This is a genomic window from Candidatus Accumulibacter propinquus, from assembly GCF_056856495.1.
Genome location: NZ_JBSEHC010000003.1, coordinates 929,303 through 954,898, shown reverse-complemented (window position 1 = coordinate 954,898; position 25,596 = coordinate 929,303). Strand labels below are relative to the sequence as shown.

Annotated in this window: 21 protein-coding genes and 1 pseudogene; 8 read left to right on the top strand and 14 right to left on the bottom strand. The window is 64.7% G+C overall.

Annotated features, from left to right (window positions below; translation table 11 throughout):
• Positions 1 to 41: 41 nt before the first annotated feature.
• Positions 42 to 215, top strand: coding sequence for a hypothetical protein (locus AC15MQ_RS10405; RefSeq protein ID WP_483080061.1), 174 nt, complete (start codon positions 42 to 44; stop codon positions 213 to 215).
• A 70-nt stretch (positions 216 to 285) separates the two neighbouring features.
• On the opposite strand, the gene AC15MQ_RS10400 is transcribed toward AC15MQ_RS10405, so the two are convergent.
• On the bottom strand, positions 286 to 789 hold the full coding sequence (locus AC15MQ_RS10400) for a metallophosphoesterase family protein (RefSeq protein ID WP_483080060.1): 504 nt from the start codon (positions 787 to 789) through the stop codon (positions 286 to 288).
• Positions 790 to 832: 43 nt separating this feature from the next.
• Between AC15MQ_RS10400 and AC15MQ_RS10395 the strand changes: the two genes are divergently transcribed.
• Positions 833 to 1,873 carry an IS5 family transposase gene (locus tag AC15MQ_RS10395; protein WP_483080059.1) on the top strand — a complete coding sequence of 347 codons (1,041 nt, stop codon included), beginning with the start codon at positions 833 to 835 and terminating at the stop codon, positions 1,871 to 1,873.
• 169 nt (positions 1,874 to 2,042) lie between these two features.
• Here the strand turns inward: AC15MQ_RS10395 and AC15MQ_RS10390 are convergent, their stop codons facing one another.
• The 6 genes from AC15MQ_RS10390 to AC15MQ_RS10365 form a co-directional block, all read right to left on the bottom strand.
• Positions 2,043 to 2,801 (bottom strand): hypothetical protein, encoded by a 759-nt coding sequence (locus AC15MQ_RS10390; protein WP_483080058.1) that lies wholly within the window; start codon positions 2,799 to 2,801, stop codon positions 2,043 to 2,045.
• A 775-nt stretch (positions 2,802 to 3,576) separates the two neighbouring features.
• The gene (locus AC15MQ_RS10385; protein WP_483080057.1) at positions 3,577 to 5,073 is read right to left on the bottom strand and encodes a complex I subunit 4 family protein; all 1,497 of its coding nucleotides are present in this window, start codon (positions 5,071 to 5,073) and stop codon (positions 3,577 to 3,579) included.
• A complete protein-coding gene (locus AC15MQ_RS10380; protein ID WP_287669134.1) occupies positions 5,066 to 6,565 on the bottom strand; it encodes a complex I subunit 4 family protein in 1,500 nt (499 codons plus the stop codon). The genes AC15MQ_RS10385 and AC15MQ_RS10380 overlap by 8 nt, the downstream gene beginning before the upstream one ends.
• Positions 6,562 to 8,112, bottom strand: a complete 1,551-nt coding sequence (locus AC15MQ_RS10375; RefSeq protein ID WP_483080056.1) for a proton-conducting transporter transmembrane domain-containing protein — start codon at positions 8,110 to 8,112, stop codon at positions 6,562 to 6,564. Before AC15MQ_RS10375 ends, AC15MQ_RS10380 begins: the two co-directional genes overlap by 4 nt.
• Positions 8,112 to 11,318: a DUF2309 domain-containing protein gene (locus AC15MQ_RS10370; protein ID WP_483080055.1), complete on the bottom strand. Its 3,207-nt coding sequence runs from the start codon at positions 11,316 to 11,318 to the stop codon at positions 8,112 to 8,114. Before AC15MQ_RS10370 ends, AC15MQ_RS10375 begins: the two co-directional genes overlap by 1 nt.
• Positions 11,319 to 12,788, bottom strand: a complete 1,470-nt coding sequence (locus AC15MQ_RS10365; RefSeq protein WP_483080054.1) for a complex I subunit 4 family protein — start codon at positions 12,786 to 12,788, stop codon at positions 11,319 to 11,321.
• A gap of 121 nt (positions 12,789 to 12,909) precedes the next feature.
• Here AC15MQ_RS10365 and AC15MQ_RS10360 point away from each other — a divergent pair, with 121 nt between their 5' ends.
• The 4 genes from AC15MQ_RS10360 to AC15MQ_RS10345 all read left to right on the top strand — a co-directional run bounded on the left by AC15MQ_RS10360 (position 12,910) and on the right by AC15MQ_RS10345 (position 18,105).
• Positions 12,910 to 13,203, top strand: a complete 294-nt coding sequence (locus AC15MQ_RS10360) for an acylphosphatase (protein WP_483080053.1) — start codon at positions 12,910 to 12,912, stop codon at positions 13,201 to 13,203.
• 56 nt (positions 13,204 to 13,259) lie between these two features.
• Positions 13,260 to 14,153, top strand: coding sequence for a Dyp-type peroxidase (locus AC15MQ_RS10355; protein ID WP_483080052.1), 894 nt, complete (start codon positions 13,260 to 13,262; stop codon positions 14,151 to 14,153).
• 172 nt (positions 14,154 to 14,325) lie between these two features.
• On the top strand, positions 14,326 to 15,975 hold the full coding sequence (locus tag AC15MQ_RS10350) for a mechanosensitive ion channel family protein (RefSeq protein ID WP_287669149.1): 1,650 nt from the start codon (positions 14,326 to 14,328) through the stop codon (positions 15,973 to 15,975).
• Between the two features lie 108 nt (positions 15,976 to 16,083).
• Positions 16,084 to 18,105, top strand: coding sequence for a spermidine synthase (locus AC15MQ_RS10345; protein WP_483080051.1), 2,022 nt, complete (start codon positions 16,084 to 16,086; stop codon positions 18,103 to 18,105).
• An 81-nt stretch (positions 18,106 to 18,186) separates the two neighbouring features.
• Here the strand turns inward: AC15MQ_RS10345 and lysA are convergent, their stop codons facing one another.
• Together lysA and lptM are read right to left on the bottom strand one after the other, a co-directional pair.
• Positions 18,187 to 19,431, bottom strand: coding sequence for a diaminopimelate decarboxylase (gene lysA / locus AC15MQ_RS10340; protein WP_483080050.1), 1,245 nt, complete (start codon positions 19,429 to 19,431; stop codon positions 18,187 to 18,189).
• Positions 19,428 to 19,631, bottom strand: a complete 204-nt coding sequence (gene lptM / locus AC15MQ_RS10335) for an LPS translocon maturation chaperone LptM (protein ID WP_483080049.1) — start codon at positions 19,629 to 19,631, stop codon at positions 19,428 to 19,430. Before lptM ends, lysA begins: the two co-directional genes overlap by 4 nt.
• A 44-nt stretch (positions 19,632 to 19,675) precedes the next feature.
• On the opposite strand from lptM, the gene cyaY reads away from it, so the two are divergent.
• Complete coding sequence (gene cyaY, locus AC15MQ_RS10330; protein ID WP_287669158.1) at positions 19,676 to 19,993, top strand: iron donor protein CyaY; 318 nt, start codon at positions 19,676 to 19,678, stop codon at positions 19,991 to 19,993.
• A gap of 109 nt (positions 19,994 to 20,102) precedes the next feature.
• Here the strand turns inward: cyaY and AC15MQ_RS10325 are convergent, their stop codons facing one another.
• From AC15MQ_RS10325 to AC15MQ_RS10310, 4 genes and pseudogenes are all read right to left on the bottom strand, one after another.
• A complete protein-coding gene (locus AC15MQ_RS10325; protein ID WP_483080048.1) occupies positions 20,103 to 21,497 on the bottom strand; it encodes a carbohydrate porin in 1,395 nt (464 codons plus the stop codon).
• 1 nt (position 21,498) lies between these two features.
• Positions 21,499 to 21,771, bottom strand: coding sequence for a DUF6587 family protein (locus tag AC15MQ_RS10320; protein WP_483080047.1), 273 nt, complete (start codon positions 21,769 to 21,771; stop codon positions 21,499 to 21,501).
• Between the two features lies 1 nt (position 21,772).
• Positions 21,773 to 23,207: pseudogene (feoB, locus tag AC15MQ_RS10315) on the bottom strand (ferrous iron transporter B).
• The gene (locus AC15MQ_RS10310) at positions 23,204 to 23,485 is read right to left on the bottom strand and encodes a FeoA family protein (RefSeq protein ID WP_483080046.1); all 282 of its coding nucleotides are present in this window, start codon (positions 23,483 to 23,485) and stop codon (positions 23,204 to 23,206) included. The pseudogene feoB and the gene AC15MQ_RS10310 overlap by 4 nt, the downstream one beginning before the upstream one ends.
• Before the next feature lie 17 nt (positions 23,486 to 23,502).
• Here AC15MQ_RS10310 and AC15MQ_RS10305 point away from each other — a divergent pair, with 17 nt between their 5' ends.
• Complete coding sequence (locus AC15MQ_RS10305) at positions 23,503 to 23,820, top strand: hypothetical protein (protein WP_483080045.1); 318 nt, start codon at positions 23,503 to 23,505, stop codon at positions 23,818 to 23,820.
• 5 nt (positions 23,821 to 23,825) lie between these two features.
• On the opposite strand, the gene AC15MQ_RS10300 is transcribed toward AC15MQ_RS10305, so the two are convergent.
• Complete coding sequence (locus tag AC15MQ_RS10300) at positions 23,826 to 25,574, bottom strand: PocR ligand-binding domain-containing protein (RefSeq protein ID WP_483080044.1); 1,749 nt, start codon at positions 25,572 to 25,574, stop codon at positions 23,826 to 23,828.
• Between the last annotated feature and the right edge of the window lie 22 nt (positions 25,575 to 25,596).

The window sequence follows — 25,596 nt, the reverse complement described above, 5'->3', positions numbered from 1 at the left end:
GATGAGCACAGTGGTCACCGGCATCTGGCGGGGCCATCACCGTGCAGTACTTCCGTCTGCAGGAGTGGGGGATCGGGCTCGTGGCGCTGGGCGGATTGATCTTCGGCTGCGGTCTGCCGGGATGGGCAATCGTGCGCTGGGTCTTCAACTTCATCGAGAAGAACCGGGATGCGGTGATTGATGAGGTCGCGAGGGAGGTGAAGGAGGTGCTGTGATAGGGGAGGATCTGATCGGGCAGGTAGCAGTGAGCGATGGGCGTACTCATCCAGGCAATCGGCAGAACTCTCACCGGGTCCTGCATTTGCCTTCTCCGCTGTCAGCCACCTGGCCCTTTGTGTCGAGGAAGGCCCAGCGGTAGCCGTCTTTGCCAAGTTCAAGTTTCAGCACGCCCCAACGACCCGTAATGAGTTTATCGGAATGGCGGCGAGCCCATAGTGGCTTCCTGTCCAGCATGGCGCCCCCCGTACCGACGGTAAAGGCGCGCATGCCGTCGCTTTCATCCACCGATCCTTCAGCATTCAACAACGCGAAGCGCTCGTATAGATGATCGTGCCCGGCAATCACAATGCTGACCCCGCCAGCCGCCAGTGTTCTCCACAGGGCGTCTGTCGATTCATTGTCGCTGCCTTCCCCGGAGCTGAATCGTGGCAGGTGTAGGAAGGCCAGCCGACAGCGTGCTGTCGTTTGGGCGATATCCGCCTTGAGCCATCCGTCCTGCGCAGAGTTCGCGCTCATCGGAATCTGGCTATTGAGGGCGATTAGATGGGCGTTGGTGTAGTATATTGGCATCGCCCCCGGAGGGTCCGGGGTGGGCTGTCGGAGGAGATCGATCATGGCGATGCGCGTGAAGCCGGACACTGGCGAGGTGGGGCTGAAGCAACGGTACCGGGTGACGAACTGGTCGGAATACGATCGGGCCTTGGTCAACCGGGGGAACCTGACGATATGGTTTGACGAGGCGAGTATTCGGGACCAGTGGACTCCTGCACCACCGGTGGGCCGTGGCAAGCCCGGGCTGTACTCGGACACCGCCATCCAGACGTGCCTGACGATCAAGGGGCTGTTCCAGTTGCCGTACCGCGCCACGGAGGGACTGATCAAGTCGCTCATGCGCCTGTGCCAACTGGACTTGCCGGTGCCGGATCACACCCATATGTCGCGACGGGCTGCGCAGCTTTCGGTGAAGATTCCTCGTCGGCCGCGCAAGGGTCCAACGCATGTGGTGGTCGATTCGACGGGACTGAAGATCTTCGGCGAAGGCGAATGGGCGGAGGCGGGGTTGCGTGAAGCATCGCTTCGCGCCGCCGGAGCCGGTCGGCTGTGCAAAGCCGACCGTGGAACGGTGCGTCAGCACGGGGTGGGTAAGCGTCGCACGTGGCGGAAGATCCATCTGGCGGTTGACGAGACCAGTAAGGACATCATCGGCATCGAAGTGACGACCACCGCCTGGGGCGACAGCGAAATCTTGCCCGGCCTGCTCGATCAGGTCGAAGGCGAGATCGCCCAAGTCTCGGCCGATGGCGCCTACGACAGCCACGGCTGCCATGCGGCGATCGCCGAGCGGGACGCGCGTGCCACCATCCCGCCCCGCGATGGAGCGGTTGCGTGGGGAGACGACCACCCCCGCGACGTCATCCTCCAGGAAATCGAAGCCAAGGGACTCGTCAACTGGAAGAACGACAGCGGTTACCACCGGCGCAGCATCGCCGAGAACATGATGTTCCGGCTGAAGCAACTGGGCGACAGCCTGTACTCCCGAACCTTCGAGCGGCAAGTGACAGAAGCTCACGTTCGCGCCGCCATCCTCAACACGTTCACCTACCTGGGCATGCCGCGTTCTGACCGGGTAGGGAAAATTGCGTCCGCTGCATGAAGCAGCGCGGGAAAAAGGGGGAGTCATGCCGAAATTTCGCGACCAAGCCAAATGGTATATTAGTAATTGCTAATAGTGCAGCAACGCCGTCAAGAGGCAATAACCTTGGTCTTGGGAAGATGATCGGCCGGCCTTTCCCAGCATTCGCGGCATCGCTCGGCACGATGAATTACTGAAGTATCGTGAAGATTAGGGCAAGAACAGCCAGTCCTATGGCGACCGGGATCACCACATAGATGACGAAATAGACCACGCCAATGACGAGAGCGAGTCCGGCAATAACGCCGGCAACCGTCAGGATCGACCACCCGCAGTTACTTACCGGGGCTTGAAGCAGCCAATGAAAGTAGAGCCTGAGCAGGAACAGGGGCAAGGCCGCCGCGCCAAGGACAATATCCACGAACCCGTACACCAGAATGACCAAGGAGAGCACGATCTTCTGCGACGCACTCGGTGCCACACGGTACTGTTGGCACAAACGTTGAATTTCGAGCCACAGTCGTTCGGCTCCCTGAAGCATCAAGCCATAGGGCCAGAGAATTGCCGCGATCAAAATCACGACGCAGTTGAAAAGCACCAAGAATAGCCCGGGCACAAACAGGGCGGCTTGGCCAAGCCAGGATTTGGCGACTCCGAAATTGAGGTGCGCAGCAATCAACTCAGAAAAGACGTTCTTCGGACAAGGTCCAGGAAGCGGAATGGCACCGCTTGATGACGGAGCCGCCACGCCCGAAGGTGCCGCTGCCAAAATCGGCGACGTGCCTTTGGTAGGCCCCGGGTTCCGAGAGCCCCGCAAGGCTGAGTCATGGACGCCTTGTGCATTCAGCCGCGGCCCTTGCGGAGAAGGTGATGTGGCTCCGGGTTCGGTGCCAAAGATGCGCTGGAAACCAGCGGGAGAAGAGGGATGGGGATTACTTTGCTGATTCATGTTGTGACTCCTGGTGGGTGAAGGGTCCGAGAACGTTACGAACATGGGTGAGCTGGCGCACCGTCCGTTATAGCTGAAGGTGGAAAATGTGGCGGCGCGGACAGACCTAGCCAAGGGCCCATGGAACTTATGTCAGTCAGGGGCTCGGCGAGGATGCTTGCGCCAAATCTTTCCGATCAGCGGCCCGCTTGGGGGAGCACGGATGCGGCGTGGCATGGCCTTCCTTTCCAGTGGAACGAAGACCGAGGTGTCGTTACTGGTTAATGCCGATGCCGTGCGATTTTTGTGGGGAATTGCTTTCCCGAAGGGGAATAGGTAGCGCCGAGTCCAGTCGGCGCTACCTATTCCACGGGCTGGAGGCCCTCAGTTGACCGCTATTCCCGGCTGCGGATCGCTGGTGCAGAATCGCCACCAGCACTTCGAGCGCATCAGCATCATCTGCGCGTTGGGTCTGAGCATCCCAAGCCCGCGGGTCGCGCGCACGGTTCTCTATAAGAAACATATACTTGCGATTTTGTTTCTTGAGAGATGGCCCCATTGGTTACGGGACTTGGTTACGACTGGGCACTAGGCCAAACTGGTGCTTGCATTGGTGAACTAGTCACGCTCACCGCTTTCCAGCAATTTTTTCCAACGCGGCGGACGCCCCTTGTGGAAACATCCTGGGCACGCTCGATCACCTGACGACACCACTGCCGAGAAACCAGTGACAAGGACGGGTATGTGAAGTTCTATCTTGAATCCGGCCAAACGCACGATCAACGGAACAAGTCCACTACAACCCCGCCAGCGCCGCCACCCAGGCCTCGGCGGCGGGCCGGATCAGTTCGAGGATCGGCAGCGGATAGACGCCAATCGCCAGAATCAGGAGGCTGGGTACCAGCAGCACCGCCACTTCGCGTGGCAACAGGTCGTCGGCGTCGGCCACGTCGGGATTGCGCGTCGGCCCGAGAAAGGCCTGCCGGAACGGCGACAGGAAGCCGGCGGCGGCGAGCACCATGCCGAACAGAGCGGCGAGGCCGGCGCCGGTATGGGTGTGCAGCGCAGCGACGATGATCAGCAGTTCGCCGGGGAAGCCGCTGGTCCCCGGCAGGCCGATGCCGGCCAGGCCGAACAGCAGGAAGAAACCGGATAGCACCGGCATGCTGCGCAGCAGGCCGCCGAGTTGGCTGATGTCGGTGGAAGCGGTGCGGCGCTGCAGAAAGGCCAGCGCCAGGAAGCTGCCGCCGGCGGCAAGGCTGAAGTTGAGCAGTTGCAGCAGCACGCCCTGCAGCGCTGAAACCGAGAACGCGGCCAGGCCGAGCAGCACCAGCCCGACATGCGCCAGGCTCGCGTACGCCAGGACGCTGCGCAGGTTGCTCTGTGCCAGCGCGGCGACGCCGCCGTAGAGGATGGCCACGGTGCCGAAACCGGCGAGCAGCCAGTGCAGGTCGCGCGCGGCGATCGGCGCCAGCGGAATGGCCAAGCGAATCAGGCCATAGGCGCCGAGCTTCAGCCCGACCAGCAGCGCGGTGACCGCCGCCGGCGCGCCCATGGCCAGCGACGGCAACCAGGTATGCAGCGGCACCAGCGGCACCTTGACGCCCAGGCCGACGAGCAGCAACAGGAACACCAGATACTGTCGTGATTCGGGCAGCGGTGTCGCCAGCAGCGTCGGCAGGTCGAAAACCAAAGCCCCTCCCGCGGCCTGCCCGAAAACCAGAGCCAGCAGACCGAACAACAGCGGCACGCCACCGGCGAGCATGACCAGGAAATAACGTACCGCCGCTGCCTGGCGGCCCGCCCCGAGGCCCCACAGGCTGACCAGGAAGTACAGCGGCAGCAGGGTGAACTCCCAGCAGAAAAAGAACAGGATGCTGTCGAGTGCGCAGAAGACGCCCAGCGTGGCCGCTTCGAGCAACAATAGCAGGGCAAAGTACAGGCCCGGCGCCAGCGGCGAGGCGGCGGCCCTGACCCGCCACCCGGCGACGATCGCGCCGCAGAAGAGCAGCGCCGTTGCCGGCAGGAAAAGCAGCGAGAGGCCATCGACACCGACCAGATAGCGGACGTTGAGCCCGCTCACCCAGTCCGCCGAATCGAGCAACTGGAAGTCCGGGTCGGCGCGATCAAACGCCGCGACGATCAGCAGCGCACAGCACAGCGTCGACGCCGCCGTACCGAGCGCGATCCACTGCGCCCAGGGGGCGCGCCGCAGCAGCCCCGTCAGCAGCGCACCGGCCACCGGCAGCGCCAGCAGGATACTCAGCAGTGGCCAGGCGGCGAGTTCAGCCATGTTGAAAATAGGCGGCCAGGGCCTGCGTGGCGGTGTCGGTCAGTTGCAGCCAGGGCTCGGGGTAGAAACCGGCGGCCAGCAACACCAGCAGGGTTGCGCCACCGACGAAATACTCCATGCGGGCGGTACGTGCGATGCGCGCGGCCGGCAGGTCCCTGGGCCGCGGCGCAAGAAAGGCGCGCTGGAAAGCCCACAGCAGGAAACCGGCAGCGGCCACATTGCCCAGCGCTGTGGCGATCGTCGGCAAGGCGCCGAAGGTCTCGATGGCGGCTTCGAGCACCAGGTGCACGGCGTCGAAACCGGGTGTGCCCGGCATCCCCAGCAATGACAGGCCGCCGATCAGGAAGGCGACGGCAATGAAGGGCACGCGATCGAACAGGCCGCCGAGGCGGTCGAGGCTGGTGGTACCGGTGCGGCGGTAGACGTAGCCGACCATCAGCAGCATCAGCGTGATCGCCAGCCCGAAGTTCACCGCCAGCAGCAGCGCCCCCTGCAGGCCGGCCGGGTGCAGCGTAAACAGACCGATGACGATCAGACTGGTGTGGCTGACGACGGCGAAGGCCATCAGGCGGCGCAGGTTGGCCTGCCGGAAGGCCATGATCGCCGCGAAGAATACGCCGACCATGGCGAAAGCGACGACGTAGGACTGCCAGATCATGACCGCTTCGGCGGTCAGCGGCAGCAGGAAGCGCGCCATGCCGTAAATGCCGACCTTGACGCCGAGCAGGAGCACCGGGCCGACGGCGATCAGCCCATAGCCGGCGGAATTCGGCAGCCAGCCGTGCAGCGGAAACAAGGGTGTGCGGATCGCCAGGCCGTAGAACAGCAGGTAAAACGCCACCGACTGGTACTTGCCGATCTGCGGCGTCTGCAGCAGATCGAAGAGATCGAAACTCCAGTGTCCGCCGAGGACATCGGCGTGGCTCCAGACCAGCACCACGGCACCGGCGACGAACAGGCACCAGCCGAAGAGCTGATACTGCAGAAAACGCGACAGGGCGAGGTTCTCCTCCCTGGCCGAGGCCCAGCGCCAGAGCAGGTAAGCGACGAGCGCCAGTTGCACCGCCGAGGCGGCGGCAAACCACAGCAGGTTCATGGTCGTCAGCATGACCATCTGCGACGATTCGATGAGCAGCAGGACGCTGAGCAGTTGCACCGGCGTGAGCTGCTGGCGCGCCATGCCGTAGAACGACAGCAGAACACCGAGCAGCGCCGTCAGCAGGATGAACAGCACGCTGACGCCGTCGGCCGCGGCATGGTAGGCGAACACATCGAGGCGCTCGGCAAACTGCAGGACATTGCGGGTCACGTCGATGCGGGCGTAGAGATCGATCGCCACCACCAGTTCGGCGACCGCAAACAGGCGCCCGAGAACCAGCGCCAGGTCATCCTCGCGCATGATCATCAGCAGCACGGCGGCAGCCAGCGGCAACCATTGCAGCGTCGCCAGCGGCGGGTAGCCGGCTTGCGCGGCCCAGAGAACTTCGTTCACAGAATGACCACCAGCGTCGCCATGACCATCAACATCAGATAACGCGGTTGTTCGAGCAGCGACTCGATGGCATCCGCGTAGCCGACGCCACGCCGCAGGACCCGGCTCAGCGCACCGTCGCCACTGAGCAGCAGGCGGCTCTCCAGGCGCTGCAAGCGGTTCGCGAAGGCGAACAGCGCGCGCCCGGCCAGACCATGACCGCGGATCAGTTGGTCGCTCGCGTCCGTGCCGAGCACCGGTTCATCGTCGCGCGGCGCGCCGACCAGCGGGTCGATGAAACGTTCGTCGAGCGCCCGCACGTCGCGACCCAGAGCCAGGGTCGGGCGAGTCAGCAGGCTGTTGGCCAGGGCTTCGATCCAGAAGCGTTGCAGCACCGCGGTGTAGCACCAGCGCTGCGCGGCCAGCCAACGCGGCAACGGTCGCGCCGGGCGACGCACCAGGTGCATGTACGCCGGTGCGAGCAGGAACTGGTAGGCACGCCAGGCCGCATGCAGGCCGGAATACACAGCAGCGAGCCAGAACAGACCGAGACCACAACAAAAGAACATCAATCCGACCTGCGCCACGACCGAGAAAATGAGCGCCGACTTGACGTCGCTCTGCACCAGCGCGCAGAGGCCGCCGTACAGGGCGGTCGTCAGACCGACGACGGCCAGCAGGGCCAGCAGGTCGGGCACCTGCAGCAACAGTCCCTGCAGACGACAGAGCAGGTAGACGCCAGCGTGCACCATCAGCGAGCCGTAGAACACCGCCGACGACGGTGTCGGGCCTTCGAGGGCACGGGCAATCCAGGGCGTGAATGGCAGTTGCGCCGACTTGACCAGCGCCGCCAGCACGAAACCGGCCGCCAGCAAGCGGGCCGTGACCGTGGACATGCTGCCGTCGCCGGCCAGCCAGACCCACTCGACGGTCCCCGCCGACCACACGGCAAGCCCGATCCCGAGCACGAAACCGGCGTCGCCGACACGGCTGGCAAGGAAGACGAACAAGGCGTTGCCGGTGGCCAGCGGCCTTTCCCAGTTGTAGGCAATGAGCAGCCACGAGCTGATGCCGGCCAGTTCCCAGCCGACGAAGGCAAGCACGGCGTTGGCGGAAAGGACGATCAGCAACATGCCGGCCAGAAACAGGCACATGCCGAGGAAAAAGCGCGGGAAACCGCTCTCACGGTGCAGGTAGGTCGCCGAAAAGCGCAGCGCCATCCAGGCGACCAGGGCGACTATCGTCGCCGCCGGCAGGCTGTAGGCGTCGAGCACGAATGACAGGCGCACCGGTATCGCGCCAATCCGCAACCATTCGCCAAAGACCAGGGGCTCGAAAGCGGCACCGCCGAGCGCCGCGAGGTCAAAAACCAGCAACAGCAACAGCGCACCGAGAGCACCGGCGCTGGCCATCGCAGCGATCAGCGGCTCGCCGGCGTCGCCATTGAATCGCCGCAGGAGCAGGCCGGCGACGATTGCCGCAGCGGCCAGCAAGGGCAACAGCGGCACCAGCCAGACCAGTTGCGTCGTCGCCGCGAGCGCCGGCAACAGGGCTTCCAGCCAGTCCATCAGGCACTCACCGGGCGGCGCAGCAAGGCCGGTGACAGGAGATCACGGCGACCGGCGAACCAGTCGGCCGAACGCTCCACCGCGGGCAGGGCCACGGGCTGCCCGGCGCTGTCGTTCCAGTGCTGCCAGCCGCTGGCCGGATCGAAGAGGTGGATCGCGCCGCTCTGCGGGTGCTTGGCCGCCAGGACGACCCACCGATTGCCGATCAATTCCTGCAGGGGGGGTTGCCGCTGGTAAATCGCGCTGACGATTTCCAGGTGCTGCTCGACGACGACCAGCAGCCGCATCGCCTCATGCACCTCGACCATCTGCAAGGGCAGGCCGGTGCGCAGGTCTGAACTGGCACCCTGCATCACCCCGAACAGGCCGGCAAGGTTGTGTGTGACCTTGCTGCCACAGCCGTATCCCTCGTTGTTCACCGTCGAAAAGTAGTATTCGAGATTGATTCCCGCCCCGACCGGACCCGCCGCCAGCAGCGTCGCCTCCAGCACACGGCCGTCGGCATCGGCAAGCGGATCGTAGGAGATCAGGAAAACGCGTCGATCGAAAAACGCTCCGCGGCTCATCGCACGGCGTCCCACGAACGCCGCGGCGACGGTCGCATGCCCGAGTTCGGGGCGGGCCTGCCCGATGTCGTGCCGCCGGTCAGCGAGATGCTGCTGCGCTTGTGACGGCAAGGGAGCAAGCGGTGCCGAAGCGAAGCGGCGACAGCGCTCGACGGCGTGCAGGCGCAGCGCCTCATCACAATCCTTGCGCAGCGCGGCAAAGGCTGCGCGGTGACTGGACGGAAGCTGCGCAAGGTCGTACCAGACGAAGGTCTCGTCGCAGGTATTGTGTTCGGCACTGACGAAATGCGTCGTCTCCGGAATCACGATGCCCTGTTGCGCGAGGCTTGCGCGCAGCGTCGGCCGGTTGGCCATCGCCGCGAACACGCGTGCATTCGGCCCGCCATGGCGACCGGAACAGGCACCGCAATCGTAAGCGGCAAGATGCGGGTTGTTGCGGCTGTCCGAGCCGTGACCGACGATCACCACCAGCGGTGCGAAGTGCGTCGTCAGCCCGATACTGCGCAGGAAGCCACCGATGCGCGCGACCTGCTCCGCTTCTCCGAAGCCGAGCCGCGGCGCCTCGGGACTGGCGACACGCGTCGCTTCGTCGGCTTCGGCAGTCAGCTGGAGGCCGCCCGGCACCGGCAGGTCGAAAGCGTCCCGGGTGCGCACTAGCCAGGCCCCCAGGCGCCCCGGCGCCAGTGTTCGCGACAGCAGCCCCAGCAGCGCCCATGGCGCGGCGGCGGCGATCAGCAGCGCGGCCGCCAGGGCGCCGCGCCGACTCCCCTGATGCAGCCTCTCCCGCCATGCCAGACGCCACCGGCGACGTCGTTGATGCACGCGCTGCGCCGCCTCGCAGCCGGGCAGCACTGCTTCACGCACGGCATGCTCGGGACGCACCACGACCGGACACAGGGCCGTCGGTGCCTCGTCGTCAAGTCCTTGCCAGAGTATCGGCAAGCCGAAGAATCCGGCCGCACCGAAAGTCTCGACCGCCGGATTGACCTCTTCGAGGTGGCGACGCGTCCCCTCCTCGCGATCGTCCATGCAGAACACGAACTGCGCCGTGCCGGCCGGCACCGGCGCGCGGCCGTGGTTGGCCTGCAGCGCCGCCAGAATCTGCCGCCGATAATGGTGCTCGTAGGCCAGCAGCCAGATCTCGCCACGCTGCTCGTCATCAAGCGAGCCGGCACAGCGCAGCAAGTCTGCCGCGCCCTCCGCCCCGAGCGCACGCAGTTCGCGGCCACATAGCCCGAGACCCTGCGCCAGAACGAACAGCGGCCACGCCGCCAGCTCCGCACGCTCGCTGTCCTCCATGCCGGCGTTGCGGGCCTCGGCAAGCGCGACGGCGACATGCCGCCAGCCATCGTGAACGTCCGCGGACGGCCAGGCGAGTTGCGGGCGCACCGCGGCGAGCAGTTCTTCCGGCAACTGTCGGTTGCCGCAGGCGTGTCGCACGGCCAGTTCGGCCGGGTGACGAGCAAAGTACTCGCCGAGTTCGGCGAGTGGCAGCGGCAAACCCCAGACGCGGTGCACCAGATGTTCGGCATGCAGACGTTCGAGGATCAATCGTACCGCCAGCAGATCGGCCAGCCGAACCGGCGCGTCGTCGCCGGCGGCATGTGATTCCCGCCAGTGGAACATGCCGGCCCAGCCTGGCAATTCCAGCGCCAGCCGCTGCAGATAGGCGCCGGTGCGCGCTTCGTCGATGCCGAGGCGCGTCAGTTCGCTCGCCATCACTTGCAACGGGTCGTCCGGCAGTGCCTCGATTTCACGCCGCGCGCCGGCAAACTCGTCGAGTTCCCAGGCCCAGTCGCTACCGGCACACGCTCGCCAGGCCGCGTAGAAACCCTGCGACTGCGCCGGGTTTTTCCAGGCGGCGAGGCCCTGATCGAGATGCGCGGCGAGATGACGGATCAGCGCCGGCTGCAGCGACTGGCGAAAATCCTCACCAGTCAGGTGGCAGAGCAAGCTCGCCACCGTCCATTCTCCGCCCACACGGTCGAGCAACTCGCGCCAGAGGGCGACGGCAGATTCCGGCGTCGCGTCGACGCCGCCGGCGACCCAGCCGGACACCGGCGGCCGCGCGCCCAGTGCGCATGCCGCCGCCCACAGGTCCGCGACGGCCGCACGCTCATCGTTACCGTCAGCGGCCGCCGTGCTCAGCAGGCGCTGCCGCGCGCCCTGCTCCAGGTCGGCTTGCAGTCGTTCGAAAGCGCCCTTCTCCTCCCTTTGCCAGCGCAAGCGCGTGGCGGAAATGGCCGCCGGCGGAGTCAGCAGCGCTGCCCGCAGGACATCGCCGCGCCGCAGCGCGGTTGGCGTGCCGACACCGAGCAGTTCGTCGACCTGTGTCTGCGCTGTTTGCCGCAAGGCGGCATCGAGATCGCCGGCATCCATGCGCCCCTGCCGGAACAGCTCGCGACAGCGATTTTCGTCGAGCCATGGACGCGCGCCGCTCAGACGCGCAGCCTCCTTCAGGGCGTCGGCAAAAGGCAGATGCTGGAAGGCATGCAGGGTGTTGTGATGAACAAAGTCGCGCAGCGGCGCCTGCGCCGGCAACAGATGCGCAAGGTGTTGCAGGCAGGCCTGCACGTGCCGCACTGCGGCCACCGACGCGGCGGTCGCGGCGGGAGTTTGCGGAGGCCCCGGCGAACTCACTCAGACTCCAAAATGCTGTGCCAGCCGGCCCACCGACGACGCCATCAGGCGCAGCAGGGGGGCTGGATAAAAACCGATGCCGACAATGCCGGCGATCAGCAGCCAGGCCGCGGCGCACTCCGAACGCTTCAGGTCGGCGAAGTGCGCCACGCCCGGCGTCGAACCGAACGGACGCTCGGGGCCGGTCGACAGGCAGCGGATGGCGCGTAACGCATAGGCCGCCGAGACCAGCAAAGCCATCGACAGCACCATCAGCCAGCCGCCCCAGCGGCCATAAGCGCCGACCAGCACCTGCAGTTCGGCGATGAAACCGGCGCTACCCGGCAGACCGACCGACGCCAGCAGGGTAAACACCAGGAACACTGCGAAACGCGGGGCGATGCGATTGAGCGACCCATATCCGGCGAGGTCACGGGTATGCGTGCGTTCGTAGAGCAGGCCGATCAGCAGAAACAGCAGGCCGGCGACCAGGCCATGCGCGACCATCTGCGTCAGTGCGCCGCTGAGGCCGGCGGGGTTCAGCGCGGCGATGCCGAGCAACACGACACCCATGTGCGAAATCGAGGAGTAGGCGATCATCGCTTTCAGGTCGGTCTGCCGCCAGGCCAGAACGGCACCGTAAAGCAGGCTGATCAGGGCCAGCAGCGCCAGCCCGTTCTGCAGGACCTGCACCGCCGCCGGCAAGGTCGCGGCGGCGCGAATCAGTCCGTAGGCGCCCATCTTCAGCAGAATCCCCGAAAGCAGGATGGACACCGCACTCGGCGCCTCGACGTGGGCGAGCGGCAACCAGCCATGCAGCGGCACGATCGGCATCTTGACGCCAAAGCCCAGCAACAGGCCGAGAAAGACCAGGATCTGCGTGCGTACCGGCAACTGCGCGCCGCCAGCGGCCATGTCGGCCATCGCAAAGGAGTGCCCGGGGGCGACATCGTAGAGCAGCAGCAAGGCAATCAGCATGAACACCGAGCCGCCGAGCGTATAGAGGACGAAATTGAGCGCTGCGCGATGACGATTGCCGCCCCCCAGACGGTCGATCAGGAAGAACAGGGGGATCAGCGTCAATTCCCAGCAGACGTAGAACAGCGACCAGTCGCGCGCCGTGAACACGATCAGCAGCGAGGTTTCGAGCACCAGCAGAAGAGAGAAATAGAGCCTGGCGCCGCTGCGGATGCCGGTCGACGAGAAGATCGCGACGAAACACAGGACCGTCGCCAGCAGGACCATCGGCAAGGACACGCCATCGACGCCGAGCGCCAGGTGCGACCCGACTCGCGGATTCCAGGGCCGCGTGTCGAAAAACTGGATTTCGGCGCTGCCCGAATCAAAATCGACCAGCAGCAGAAATGCACAGACCATGGTCGCCGCAGCGACGAGACTCGCCAGGTGGCGCAGTAGATCGACACTGCGACTCGGCAGCAGCGACAGGACGGCGGCGCCAAACAGCGGCAACAGCAGCAGGGCTTTCAGCATCGCCAGACGGCGGCAGCGAGCGGTTCGAGCCGCCCCCCCCTTGATATTCTTGTTCTCATGGACGACGATTATGCCAGTAATGGCGACGCCCGCATCCCTTGTCCAGAGTCCGGAGTTGAAGATGAGCCACACAATCTGCCGTCACCTGCGCATCAGCGGCCGCGTCCAGGGGGTGGGCTACCGCTGGTCGCTGTGCGCCGAGGCCGAACGGCTCGGCCTGTCGGGCTGGGTACGCAACCGCCACGACGGCAGCGTCGAAGCGTTGCTCAGCGGCCCCATCGAGGCCGTTGACGCGCTGACCCTCTGGGCGCAGCGTGGCCCCTCGATGGCCAGGGTCGACAGTGTCGTCTGCGGCGAAGGCAACGCCGCCGAAATCGGCGCGCAGACCGGTTTCCAACAACTGTCCACGCGCTGAACGAAGCAGCCGCAGAGGTCCGTGGCACCGATTTCCGATCCGAGGTTGATTTCCCGATGAATACCCCACAAGCAGGAATCCTGCTCCCTCTGCCGGTACTGGCGCGCTATCTGAGTTTCTCGCTCGAACCCGCCGCGCTCCCTGGCGAATGCCTGCACCGGCTGGCCGATCTGGTGGACGGACAACAGACGGTGGTCGGTTTGGGCAGGGCTCTGGTCTCTGCCCTCGCGGCCGAGGTCCCTGGCCTGCGCAGCTTCCCGGCACTCGCCGGACCGGGGCTGGAACTGCCGGCCACGCCGGCAGCCGTGTGGGTCTGGTTGCGCGGCGACGACCGTGGCGAAATCCTGCATCGCGCCAGACGCATCGCACAGGCCATGATGCCGGCTTTCCGACTCGAAGACTCGCTCGATGCCTTCCAGTACGCCGGCGGCCGAGACCTGTCCGGCTACGAGGACGGCACCGAGAACCCGACCGGCGACGCTGCGGCAAGCACCGCGATCATTGGCCCCGAACGTCCGGGGGTCACGGGTTCGAGTTTCGTCGCCGTGCAACGCTGGACGCACGATTTTGCACGTTTCGAAGCCATGCCCGGCGCGCAGCAGGACCTCAGCATCGGTCGCCGACGCGCCGACAACCAGGAAATCGACGATGCCCCGGCGTCGGCACACGTCAAACGGACGGCGCAGGAAAGCTTTGCCCCGGCGGCTTTCGTACTGCGCCGGTCGATGCCATGGGCCGATGGCAACCGCGGTGGTCTGCTGTTCGTGGCTTTTGCTACCTCCTTCGATCCTTTCGAGGCGCAGTTGCGCCGGATGTTGGGCATCGAAGACGGCATCGTTGATGCGCTGTTCAAGTTCAGCCGCCCACTGTCCGGTGCCTATTTCTGGTGCCCGCCGATGCGCAAGGGACGGCTCGACCTCTCGGCACTGGGCTTGTCAACCACCGCGTAGTGAGCAATCCGTACGTCGACGGGCCTCTCCAGGCCTGCCGATGCCCGGGAGGTGATGCTGCGCTGCCGACCGAGACCCTGTGCCACACCTGGCCGGCCGCTTCGGGGCACGTCGACGAGCGATTTCGGCAGCTATAATCCGGCACTGACTCCACAGCCAACCGAATTTCCTCATGACCTTCTCCTGCATCTTCCGGAAAGTACCCGCAGCACTGTCGCTGTTGTTGCTTGCCTGTGGTTTCTTCCTGGCCAGTGCGGCCATTCCGGCCCCCGCGGTGGAACAGGTCCGGGAAAAGGAGGCCACTCTCAGCTACCACTTCCGGCCGATTGTCACCTTCCGGGCGACCTTCGTCGGCGCAACGCCGGTGATTCGTGTACGGCGGGCGCTGACCCGGATCGATGCCCTGCCGCCAAACCAGATGGAGCAGCAGATCGAGCTGACGCCATTCACTGCCGATGGCACGCGCGGCTTCAACCTGCGTATCGGGGAGTTCGTCCTGTTCAACGTCCTTGAAGGCGACCTCGACCCGGAGGAGAAGATTTCGCTCGAAGCGGCAGCCAGGCGTACTGCCGGTGAAATGGCAGCGGCCCTGCAGGCGGCAGCAACGCAGCGCCATCCGATGGTGCTCCTGAAGGGTGTCGGGCTGGCGGCGGCGGCCACGCTGATCGCGCTGATCCTGCTGTGGCTGATCCGGCGCGCGACCACCCTGGTGGTCGGCCACCTGCAGCACGTGATCGAAGCCGAAGACGCCTCCAACAGGCTGCGCTGGGCGCGGCACGGCTGGTTGCTGGTACAGCGAGTCGCCCAACTGCTGATGGGTTTCCTGTGGTTGAGCGTCGCTTACCTCTGGTTGACCTACGTCCTGGCACGCTTTCCGCTCACCGAACCCCTCGGCGACCGGCTCAGCGATTTCCTTTTCGGGCTGTTGTACACCCTCGGCGTCGGTTTGGTCAATGCCATGCCGGCGCTGACGACGGCGCTGATCATCCTGTTCCTGACCAAGTCCTTCAACGATGCGATCGGCAATTTTTTCAAGGCCGCGCGGGAAGGCCGGGTACAGGTGCCGGGCCTGCACCCGGAAACGGTCACCGCCACCCACCGGATCGTCAGCATCCTGGTCTGGGGTCTGGGAATCGCCGTCGCCTATCCGTTCATTCCGATGTCCGACAGCGACGCTTTCAAGGGTCTGTCGGTCATGTTCGGCTTCATGCTCACGCTCGGCTCGGCCGGGATCGTCAACCAGTTGATGAGCGGCCTGGTGCTGGTCTATTCGCGCGCGCTCTCGGTGGGTGACTTCGTCGATATCGGCGAAAATGTCGGCGTCGTCAGCGAGGTCGGCGCGCTGTCGACCAAGATGATCAACATGCGCAACGAGGAAGTGACGATTCCGAATGCGGTTCTGGTCGGCAGTCCGATCAGGAACTACTCCCGGCTGGCCGGTGCGCGCGGCACGCTGGTGTCGACCAAGGTGACCATCGGCTACGATACGCCGTGGCGACAGGTGCATGCCATGCTGATCGCCGCTGCCGAACAGACGCCGGGTTTGCGGGCTTCGCCCAGGCCTTTCGTCTACCAACGCAGCCTGGCCGACTGGTACGTCGAGTACGAGTTGTTCGCGCACATGGACAAACCGCTCGAACGCGTACCGGTGCTGTCGGCACTGCATGCCCACATCCAGGACCAGTTCAACACCTACGGAGTACAGATCATGTCGCCGCATTTCGTCATCCAGCCCAGCAGCAACGTGATCGTCCCGCCCGAACACTGGCACGCGGCACCGGCTGACCCGGAGGGTCCTCCAGCTCAACCTGAACGCCCCTAGCCCTGGCCGCTGCGAATCCGGCTTGCCGACACGCCGGACTTTGACCTGGCCTGCCTCAAGACGGGCCTGACCGCACCCCGACTACGTTTCGCGCTTCTGAAAGTCCCGATGATCAGCTTCGCCACCACCGTCTTCCTGTCGGCCTTCCTGCTTTTCCAGATCCAGCCGATCGTCGCCAAGATGATCCTGCCGTGGTTCGGTGGCTCGTCCTCGGTGTGGAGTACCTGTCTCGTCTTCTTCCAGGCCGAGCTCCTGCTCGGTTACCTGTACGTGCACCTGCTGCACGAGTTGCTGTCGCCGCGCCGTCAGAACCTGGTGCACGGCGTGCTGCTGCTGCTCAGCCTGGCAACCCTGCCGGTGATCGCCGACCCGGCATGGAAGGACGCCGCATTCGAGAGCCCAACCTGGAGCGTGCTGGTCGTCCTGGCCTCGGCGGTCGGCATGCCCTACCTGCTGCTGTCGACCACCGGGCCGCTGATGCAGGCCTGGTATGCGCGCTCGTTCGCCAGCATGATGCCCTACCGTCTGTATGCCCTCTCGAACCTGGCATCGATGCTGGCCCTCCTGACTTATCCGCTGCTGGTCGAGCCTTATTTCCCGGTCTTCGAACAAGCCTGGGCGTGGTCGGCAGCCTACGTTCTTTTCGTGCTGGCTTGTCTGACGAGTGCCTGGCAATCCTGGAAAGGGGTGTCGAGCGAACGAGAAGTGGCGGCGGAAACGACCAGCACCGCCGCCACGGCGCGCCCGTCATGGCGCGAGTGCCTGCTGTGGGTGGGCCTGGCGATGACCGCCTCGATCCTCCTGCTGGCCATCACCCGCCACCTGACGCAGGATGTCGCGCCGGTACCCTTCCTGTGGGTGTTGCCACTGAGCATCTACCTGCTGAGTTTCATCCTCTGTTTCGATGCGCCCCGCTACTACTACCGCCCCGGCTTCCTGGTGGCCCTGCCGATGGCCTTCCTCGCTCTCGACCAGGTCGTCGACGGTGGCAGCATGCCCGTGCCGTTGCTGGTCGCGCTGCTGTCGCTGTCCCTGTTCGTCTTCTGCATGGTCTGCCATGGTGAACTGGTCAGACGTCGGCCAGCCGTTCGCCATCTGACGCTGTTCTATCTGATGCTCTCGATCGGCGGTGCGCTCGGTGGAAGCTTCGTCGGCCTGCTGGCCCCAGCGGTGTTCAACGCCTACTTCGAACTGCCGATCGGCCTGTTCCTCTGCGCGCTGCTGGTGATCATCGTCCTCTGGCGCGAAATTCAGCCCGTCTGGCGCTGGCTGCTACTGGTCGCCCTGTTCGCCTACGGCTACCGTCTGGCAGGTATCTCGGCCAGCTACGTCGAAGATTACCGGCGGGTGCTGCGCAATTTCTACGGACAACTGCGTGTCTCCGACGTGGACGAAGAAGACCTGGGAATCAAGCGCAAGATCCTGCACGGGCGCATCAATCACGGCGAACAGTTCATCTCTCCCGAACACCGCCGGCAAGCCACGGCCTATTACTGCGAGAAATCAGGAGTGGGCCAGGCGCTGCAGAGCCTCTCCGGCGAAAAGCCACGCAAGATCGGGGTGCTGGGTCTCGGTGCCGGGACGCTGGCCACCTATGGCCGGCAGGGCGATGAAATGCGGATGTACGAGATCAATGAGCAGGTCCTCGACCTGGCGCGCAATGACTTCAGCTACCTTGGCGACAGCGCCGCGCGCATCGTCCCGGTCCTCGGCGATGGGCGCCTGATGCTCGAACGCGAACCGATCCAGAACTTCGACCTGCTGGCGATCGACGCTTTTTCGGGGGACTCGATCCCCACGCACCTGCTGACGATCGAAGCCATGCGTGCCTATCTGCGCCACATGCAGCGGAACGGCATCCTGGCCGTGCACATCACCAACCGCTATCTCGACCTGCGGCCGGTGGTCGCCGCCGCCGCGCAGCAACTCGGCATGACCGCTCTGGTTGTCGACTTCGAGCCTGAACACGGCGAGCGCTTCTGCCGCCATTCCGTGTGGGCGCTGATCGTTCAGAACGATCGCCAGGCCGGCCTGCTGAAGGAAATCCACCAGGCCGAGACGCTCAAGCCCCGGCCTGGCTTCACGGCGTGGACCGACGGCTTCTCGAATCTGCTGGGAATTCTGAAGTGAGGACCGAGACCCGCTGCTCAGGCCGCCCGGCCTGAACCGTCATCCGCCGAAGCCCACCGCGGCGGGTGGGTCAGCACCTGCTCAAGGCAGGCGGCACTCCAGGGCGTACAGATCCTCGACGGTCTCGCGGCGGCGCACCAGATGGGTCTGCGCGCCATCGACCATCACTTCGGCGGCGCGCACCCGGCTGTTGTAGTTCGAACTCATGACCATGCCGTAGGCACCGGCGGACATGATCGCCAGCAGATCGCCGGCGGCCAGCGCCAGTTCCCGGCCGTGTCCCAGGAAATCGCCGGACTCGCAGACCGGACCGACGATTTCCCATGGCATCGGTAAACCCGCGCGCGGCACGACCGGCACGATGTCGTGCCAGGAACCATACAGCGCCGGACGCGCAAGGTCGTTCATCGCCGCGTCGACGATTGCGAAGTTCTTGATTTCACCCGGCTTCAGATACTCGACGCGGGTCAGCAGGAGGCCCGCGTTGCCGACCAGCCGGCGCCCCGGCTCCAGCAGGATGCGCAATTGCCGCCCGGCAAGCTTTTGCAGCAAGGGCTGCAGATAGGACTTGACGTTCGGCGCATCCTCATCACGGTAGCGGATGCCGAGGCCGCCACCGAGGTCAATGTGATCCAGCACGATGCCGTCAGCCGCCAGTTGATCAACCAGCGCCAGCACCTTGTCCAGCGCTTCGGCAAAAGGCGCCGCGTCAAGCAACTGCGAGCCGATATGGCAGTCGATGCCGCTGATCTCGATATTCGCCAGGTTCGCCGCCTGCCGGTAGAGCGCGCGCGCGTCCTCGTAGGCGACGCCGAACTTGTTTTCCTTCAGGCCGGTGGAGATATACGGATGCGTCTTCGCATCGACATCCGGATTGACGCGCAGGCTGATCGGTGCGGTCTTGCCGATGGCTGCGGCGACGCTGTCGAGACGTTCGAGTTCGGCAGCCGATTCGACGTTGAAGCAGAGAATGCCGATGTCCAGCGCCAGTTCCATCTCCCGCGCGGTCTTGCCGACGCCCGAGAAAACGATCTGTCGCGGGTCGGCCCCGGCCTTCAAAACGCGCCGGAGTTCGCCCTCGGAGACGATGTCGAAGCCGGCGCCACGGCGCGCGAGGAGGTTCAGGACGGCGAGGTTGGAATTGGCTTTGACGGCATAGCAGACGAGCCCATCGAAGCCGATCAGTTCGCGCTGGAATTCGTCCAGCGCCGCCTCGATGGCGTGCCGGGAATAAACCCAGCACGGCGTGCCGAACTCGGCGGCGATATCGGTCAGTGAAACCGATTCAGCGTTCAGGACGCCGTCTCTGCGTGCAAAAGCGCTCATCTGGCGGGTTCTCCGGGCGTGTTAGAATTCTTAGCGCTGCCGGCATCGGGCGCCGTGGCCGTGGCCGGCGATGGCGGCGCGATCGCCGCGACCGGGGCCGGAGATGTGCGCGGGGCCGGCGGCAAGGTCAGCGAACCTTTGGTGCCGCAGGCGCCCAGCGTGACACTCGCCAGCAAAGCCAGCACAAGATGTTGGCGCATGGGTCAATTGGTCAATGGTTGAGAGCCGGGGATGGTAGCACAGGATGAATGATAGAGAATTCAACGCGCTCGCCGATGTGGCGCTGAAGCGGATCGAAACCGGGCTGGAACGTAGCGGCGCCGATCTCGACTTCGAGATGGTCAGCGACAGCGTCCTCGAAATCGAGTTCTCCGACCGCAGCCGGATCATCGTCAATCGCCACGACGCCGCGCAGGAGATCTGGGTTGCCGCCCGATCGGGGGGCTTCCATTACCGCTGGGACGGCAGCAACTGGCAGGATACCCGCCATGACGAGGAATTGATGGCAGCACTGTCCAGGCTCGTATCGGAACAGGCGGGGGAGCCGGTTTCACTTGCCTGACGGCCCGTTCCGGCTGCGCACGAACGGCGGTTTCGAACGGTTCATCTTCTGAGAGCGCGGCACGCATCAGGCTCTCCTCGTCGTTCTTCTTCAGTCAGGTCGCCGGCATTCACAACGCCAGTTGCAGGCGAACCCCGGCAACGGTCGCGTTTGGCAGAGCGAGAGCGGGATTGAAGATGCGCTGGACGACCGGCTGCAGGACCACACCGGGGGTGAGTTGTGCCCGGTAAGTCATTTCCACTGCCATTTCCGCGGTCGAGGACAGCGGCTCGCCCAGTTCGTCCGACAACTGCGCCCGTCCCTGCGGACCGACATGGGCACGTGTTGCAGCGATGCCGAAGGTGTCCTTCTCGCGACCGGCGAACGGTCCCCTGAAGCTCAGGCCGGCGCTGAATGAATAGTCGAGGGTATTGGTCTTGCCGTCAGTGAATCCATAGCGCAAGAATACCGCCAGATCACGGTTCGACTCCGGCACACGCCACAGGGTTTGTTCGGTGAGAACATAGGCACCCCAGTGCGTCGCCAGCAGCGGCTCGCCGCCGGCATCGACGGCAACCAGTTCAGGAAAACGTGGGGAGTAGCGCCACAGCCCCAGTGCCAGCTTGCTGATCGGCTCGAACTCGTCTTTTTCCCCCGATTTGGGGCGATCGTTGAGCAACCCGGCCTTGACCGGACTGAAACCGACTTCACCGATCAGCATGCTGCCTGTGCCCTTCTGCCAACTGACATTGGGGCCGGCGGTCGCGATCCGCTCGCTCGGAATTCCACGCGCGACCGCGACCATCGCGTACCACGCAGGATCGGGGTCGATACGCAGGCGCGCCGCATAGGAACTCGTCGGATAGATCGACGGCCCGGCCAGGCTGCCGAAGCTGGCGACTTCGGCAGCCATCCCGAATGACGGATGCAGGAAGACGCCCGATGAATCGGTGATGTAGAACTCGCTGTCGATCGGGTAGAGGCCGACCCGCAGCGAGGCCTTGTCGTCCAGGAAGGATTGTTGCAGCCAGGCCTTGAAGATGCCGGTGCGATTGACCGGCGCTTCGAGGTTGTCGACGCCCATCAGGCTGCCGACATGGTTGAGGTTGACTCTGCCGCCACTGTTGCTGATCAACTGCAGATAGGCGGAGCCGCCTTGCCAGCCGACGAGCTTTTCGCCGTCGAACTGCAGGATCAGGTCGAAGTGCCCCATATAGGCGCCACCACGCTTGAGCCCCCCGGTGGTGTCACGCAGGTAGTCGGCGCTGTAGACCAGGTCGGCCTGGACACCCGCGTCGTAGAGCCGCTTGCGGGAGCCGCCCCAGTCGCCGCTCAGGGTCGTCTCCTGCCAGTTGGGGGTTGCGTCGGTGGCATCGGCTGCGGAACCACCCGCATCTGTGTTGACTTCCTCCTCCGTGGTCACCGCCTCGGCCGCCGCCACTGGAACGGCCAGTGACGACCCGAGCAGAAAAGAGAGCAGTGTCGCGCCGTACAGCGCCCTCAACCTTTTGCCTTGAACTGACATGCTAGTTGCCTTTCGCGTTTTGCCTGATGGTCATGACGTGGTTTGCCGTGGTCTGCTTGCCGGTACATCCGGAACACCCCCCGCAAGTGTTGCGGGTGCTGCTGGCGGCCTTTCGGCCTATCGCTTCGGCAGCGGGTTCGCTCAGTCCGAAGCGCTGGGCGAGCGTCGCCGCGCGTTTGATCAGGGCCAGCCGCAGAGCGCCCGGGAGAAGTCGCCACGCGGCGTAGGTCGCAGCCCCGATCACCGCGCCGGATGTTAACAGTTTATCGAACATCTCAGCCTCCGGTGAGCAGCAGGGCCACGCGATAGGTGACGAAGGCCGCGCCATAGGCCAGCGCAAACAGATAGCCGGCCATCAGCAGCGGGTAGCGCCAGGAGTTGGTTTCGTGCTTGACTACCACCAGAGTGGACAAGCATTGCGGCGAGAAAACGTACCACGCGAGGAGTGAGAAAGCCGTCGGCAGCGACCAGCCGGCGGCCAGCATCGGGGCCAGTTGCCCGGCCACGTCGTCACCGGTCGCAGACAGCGCATAGACCGTGCCGAGCGCCCCGACGGCGACTTCTATCGCCGCCATGCCTGGGACCAGCGCGATCGATATCTGCCAGTTGAAGCCGATCGGAGCGATCACGACTTCGAGCGCGTGACCGAGCATGCCGGCATAGCTGTACTGAATCGCCGGTCCAGCGGCGCCTTCCGGCGGCAGCGGGAAAGACGACAGGAACCACAACACGACCGAGCCCATCAGGCGGTCGAGCAGGAAGGCCGCCCGCGGCAGGTAGCCCGAATCTTCGAGGGCAAGAATGAAGAGAAACAGGATCAGGATCTGCGGCAGGAAGACCAGCACGCTGCCAACGCCGACAACGATCCCGTCGACCAGCAGGCTGCGCAGTATGGTGTCCGGCAGGTGCTCGGTGAGCACCTCGCCGAGCGCTTCGACAGCGCTCTTGATCAGATCCATCGGCAGGCTGGCCCAACTGAACACCGCCTGGAACATCAGGAACAGTGTGGTCGCGAGGATCAGCATCCCCGACAGCGGGTGCAGCACGACGCGGTCGATCCTCTCGTCCAGGCGCGTGTCGAGCGCCGGTTCGCGCAGCGTTGCCGCCAGAATGCGCCGCACTTCGCGCTGGGTGGCGGTGACGTCGGCCACATCGGGCGGCAGCCACGCCGGCGGGTGCGGCCGGTCATCCGGCACGAAAGCTTCGAGTTGGGCAATCAACTCGCTGGCGCCGCCGCGGTTGACGGCAACGGTGCTGACCACCGGCATGCCCAACTCCCGAGCCAGGGCAGGCACGTCGATTTCGATGCCACGTTTGCTCGCCAGATCGGTCATGTTCAGCCAGCACCATCGGCAGGCCCAGGCGCATGACCTCCAGAACGAGCCGCAGGTTGAGCTTGAGGTTGGTCGCATCACTCACGCAGACGAGCATGTCGGGGCGCGGTTCGCCGCCGAGCATGCCCAGTACCACGTCGCGAGTAATCTCCTCGTCGACGCTGACCGCGTTGAGGCTGTAGGCGCCCGGCAGATCGAGTATACGAAACTGTTTGCCCGACGGCGTCGACAATTGCCCTTCCTTGCGGTCCACCGTGACGCCGGGATAGTTGGCGACCTTCTGCCGGCTGCCGGTCAGCAGGTTGAACAGCGCCGTCTTGCCGCAGTTCGGGTTGCCGAGCAGGGCCAGCCGCAGCGCGCCATTGACCGTGCTCATGCCGCCACCCCGCGCGATGGAGCGACCAGCACCTGCTCGGCTTCGAAGCGGCGCAAGGCAAACATGGTATTGCCGACCCGCACCGCTACGGGTTCGCCGCCCGGATGACCGCGGGCGACGACGCGCACCTGCTCGCCGTCGATAAACCCGATCTCGAATAGCCGCAGGGCCAATTCGCAGCCGGTCGTCTCGCTACCCGCGGCGATCGATCCGCAACTGACCGTCGCTTGTTGACCGACTGGAAGTTCAAACAGGGAAATCAACGTCATGAAGTTCATTCGAACCAGTTCCTTTCTTGAAGTGCATCGTTTTCTGCCTGCGCGCGGCCACTTGCGACCAGACATTCCTGGCGGGCGAAGACTTGAAGCCGACCTTCCCCGACGCGGCGCAGATCGAAACGCCATCAGTGCCGCGCATTTTATATGATAATGATTCTCATTACTTTATCTCCGAGCATCTTTTCGATCAACCTGCCCAGCGGTGTATCGCCGCACGAAGAACACTTATTGGCTTGCGGGATACCGGCTACTGCGGGAAACGCAAAGACACCGCGGACGCGGTATTGGGGGGCCCGGCGCGCGCGGGCTGGTCGTCATGGTCCTGTTCTGGATAACCAGATCAGGCAAGCCACTTCAGCACGGCCTCGTACAAGGCGTCGGGATTGACCGGTTTCGTCAGGAAATCGCTCATGCCTGCCTGCAGGCAATGCTCACGATCCGCGGCGAAGACGTTGGCGGTCATGGCGACGATCGGCGTACGCCCGTGCCGCGGCAGGCAGCGTATCTTGCGGGTGGCATCGAGCCCGTCCATCAAGGGCATTTGCATGTCCATCAGGATGAGACTGTAGTCATGGCGTGCGGCCTGGTCCGTCGCCTGGATGCCGTCGGCAGCGACATCGACGCACAATCCGGCATCCTCCAGGAGAAATCGCGCCACTTCCTGGTTGATTGGTTCGTCCTCGACCAGCAACAGGCGATAACCCCTGAAATCCCGCGCCAGCCTGGCGAACGCGTCCTCATCGGGGTGTTCGTCGAGAGCGGTCTGAAGTGCAGCGGATTGCACACCGAGGCACGCGGTGAACCAGAAGATGCTGCCCTCTCCAGGCGTGCTGGACACGCCCGCCGACCCTCCCATGAGTTGGGCCAGGCGACGCGTCATGGCCAGGCCAAGACCCGTGCCACCGAACTGGCGCGTGGTGGAATTGTCGGCTTGCTCGAAATCCTTGAACAGGCGGTCGATAGCCTCGGCCGGGATGCCAATCCCGGTATCCTCGACCTCGAAGCGGACGACGACGGCCTCCGGGGTGTGTTCGATGACCCGTGTGCGGAGTGTCATCGCACCGGTCGCGGTGAATTTCACCGCATTGGTGGCGTAATTGAGCAGGGCCTGTCGCAAGCGGGTCGGATCGCCCATGAGCGGGACGGACAGGGGCTCCAGATCAAGACCGACGTGCAGATGTTTCGCCTGAGCCTGGGGGGCGATCATGTCCACGACACTGGCCACCACGGCGTCGAGGTGGAGGGGCGTGATTTCCAACGCCATCCGGCCCGCTTCGATCCTGGAGAGGTCGAGGATCGCGCTGATGATCTCCAGCAGGTGCCGGCTGGCGCCATCCAGGGTGTCGAGCCAGCCAGCCTGCCGCGCGGAGACTCCACCGGTGCGGACCAGGTAGGCCATCCCCGAGATGGCATTGAGCGGGGTGCGGATCTCGTGACTCATGTTGGCCAGGAAGGCGCTCTTGGCCCGGTTGGCGGCCTCGGCCTGCTCCTTGGCCAATGACAGCTCCGCCGTGCGGACCCGCACCAGATCCTCGAGATGTTCGCGGTATTGCTGCAATTCCTCGTTGGCCTCCTGCAGCCGTGCCCGGGCCAGCCCCATCTCGCCGATCATCTGGGCAAGCCGGCTCAGGAAGTCCATCATCGAGCGCACTTGCCGTTCGGTGAAGATGGGCGCTTCGGCCAGAGCCGCCAGATAAGCCGACTCGTCGAAGCCGAATTCCTCGGACTGGCGCCGGAAGCAGGAGGTGTCCGGCGGTTCGAAGAAGAACTGACCGGTGAAGAAGTTGGCGACGTGCTCGCCACCGACATGGATGGGCACCGCGACGTCGACCAGGCCATTCTGACAGCGATAGACGTTATAGGTCTCCCCGTCGCGCAGGCGCCCGGCGAGAATGGTATCGCTCTGGCGGCAGCGCGACGCTGTTTGGGGATTCACCCGGTGGAACTCGGTGCAAATTCGTTGCCATCCCGTGGCGACGAGGATATTTCCCTCCAGATCAAGGATCGCCGTTACTGCGCCGGTCAGGGCCGTGAAGCTCTCGCACAGCTCCCGCAACACGCCAATGTCCACCAGATCCTTGAATTTCATTGCGTTCTTGCGCGTCCTATCG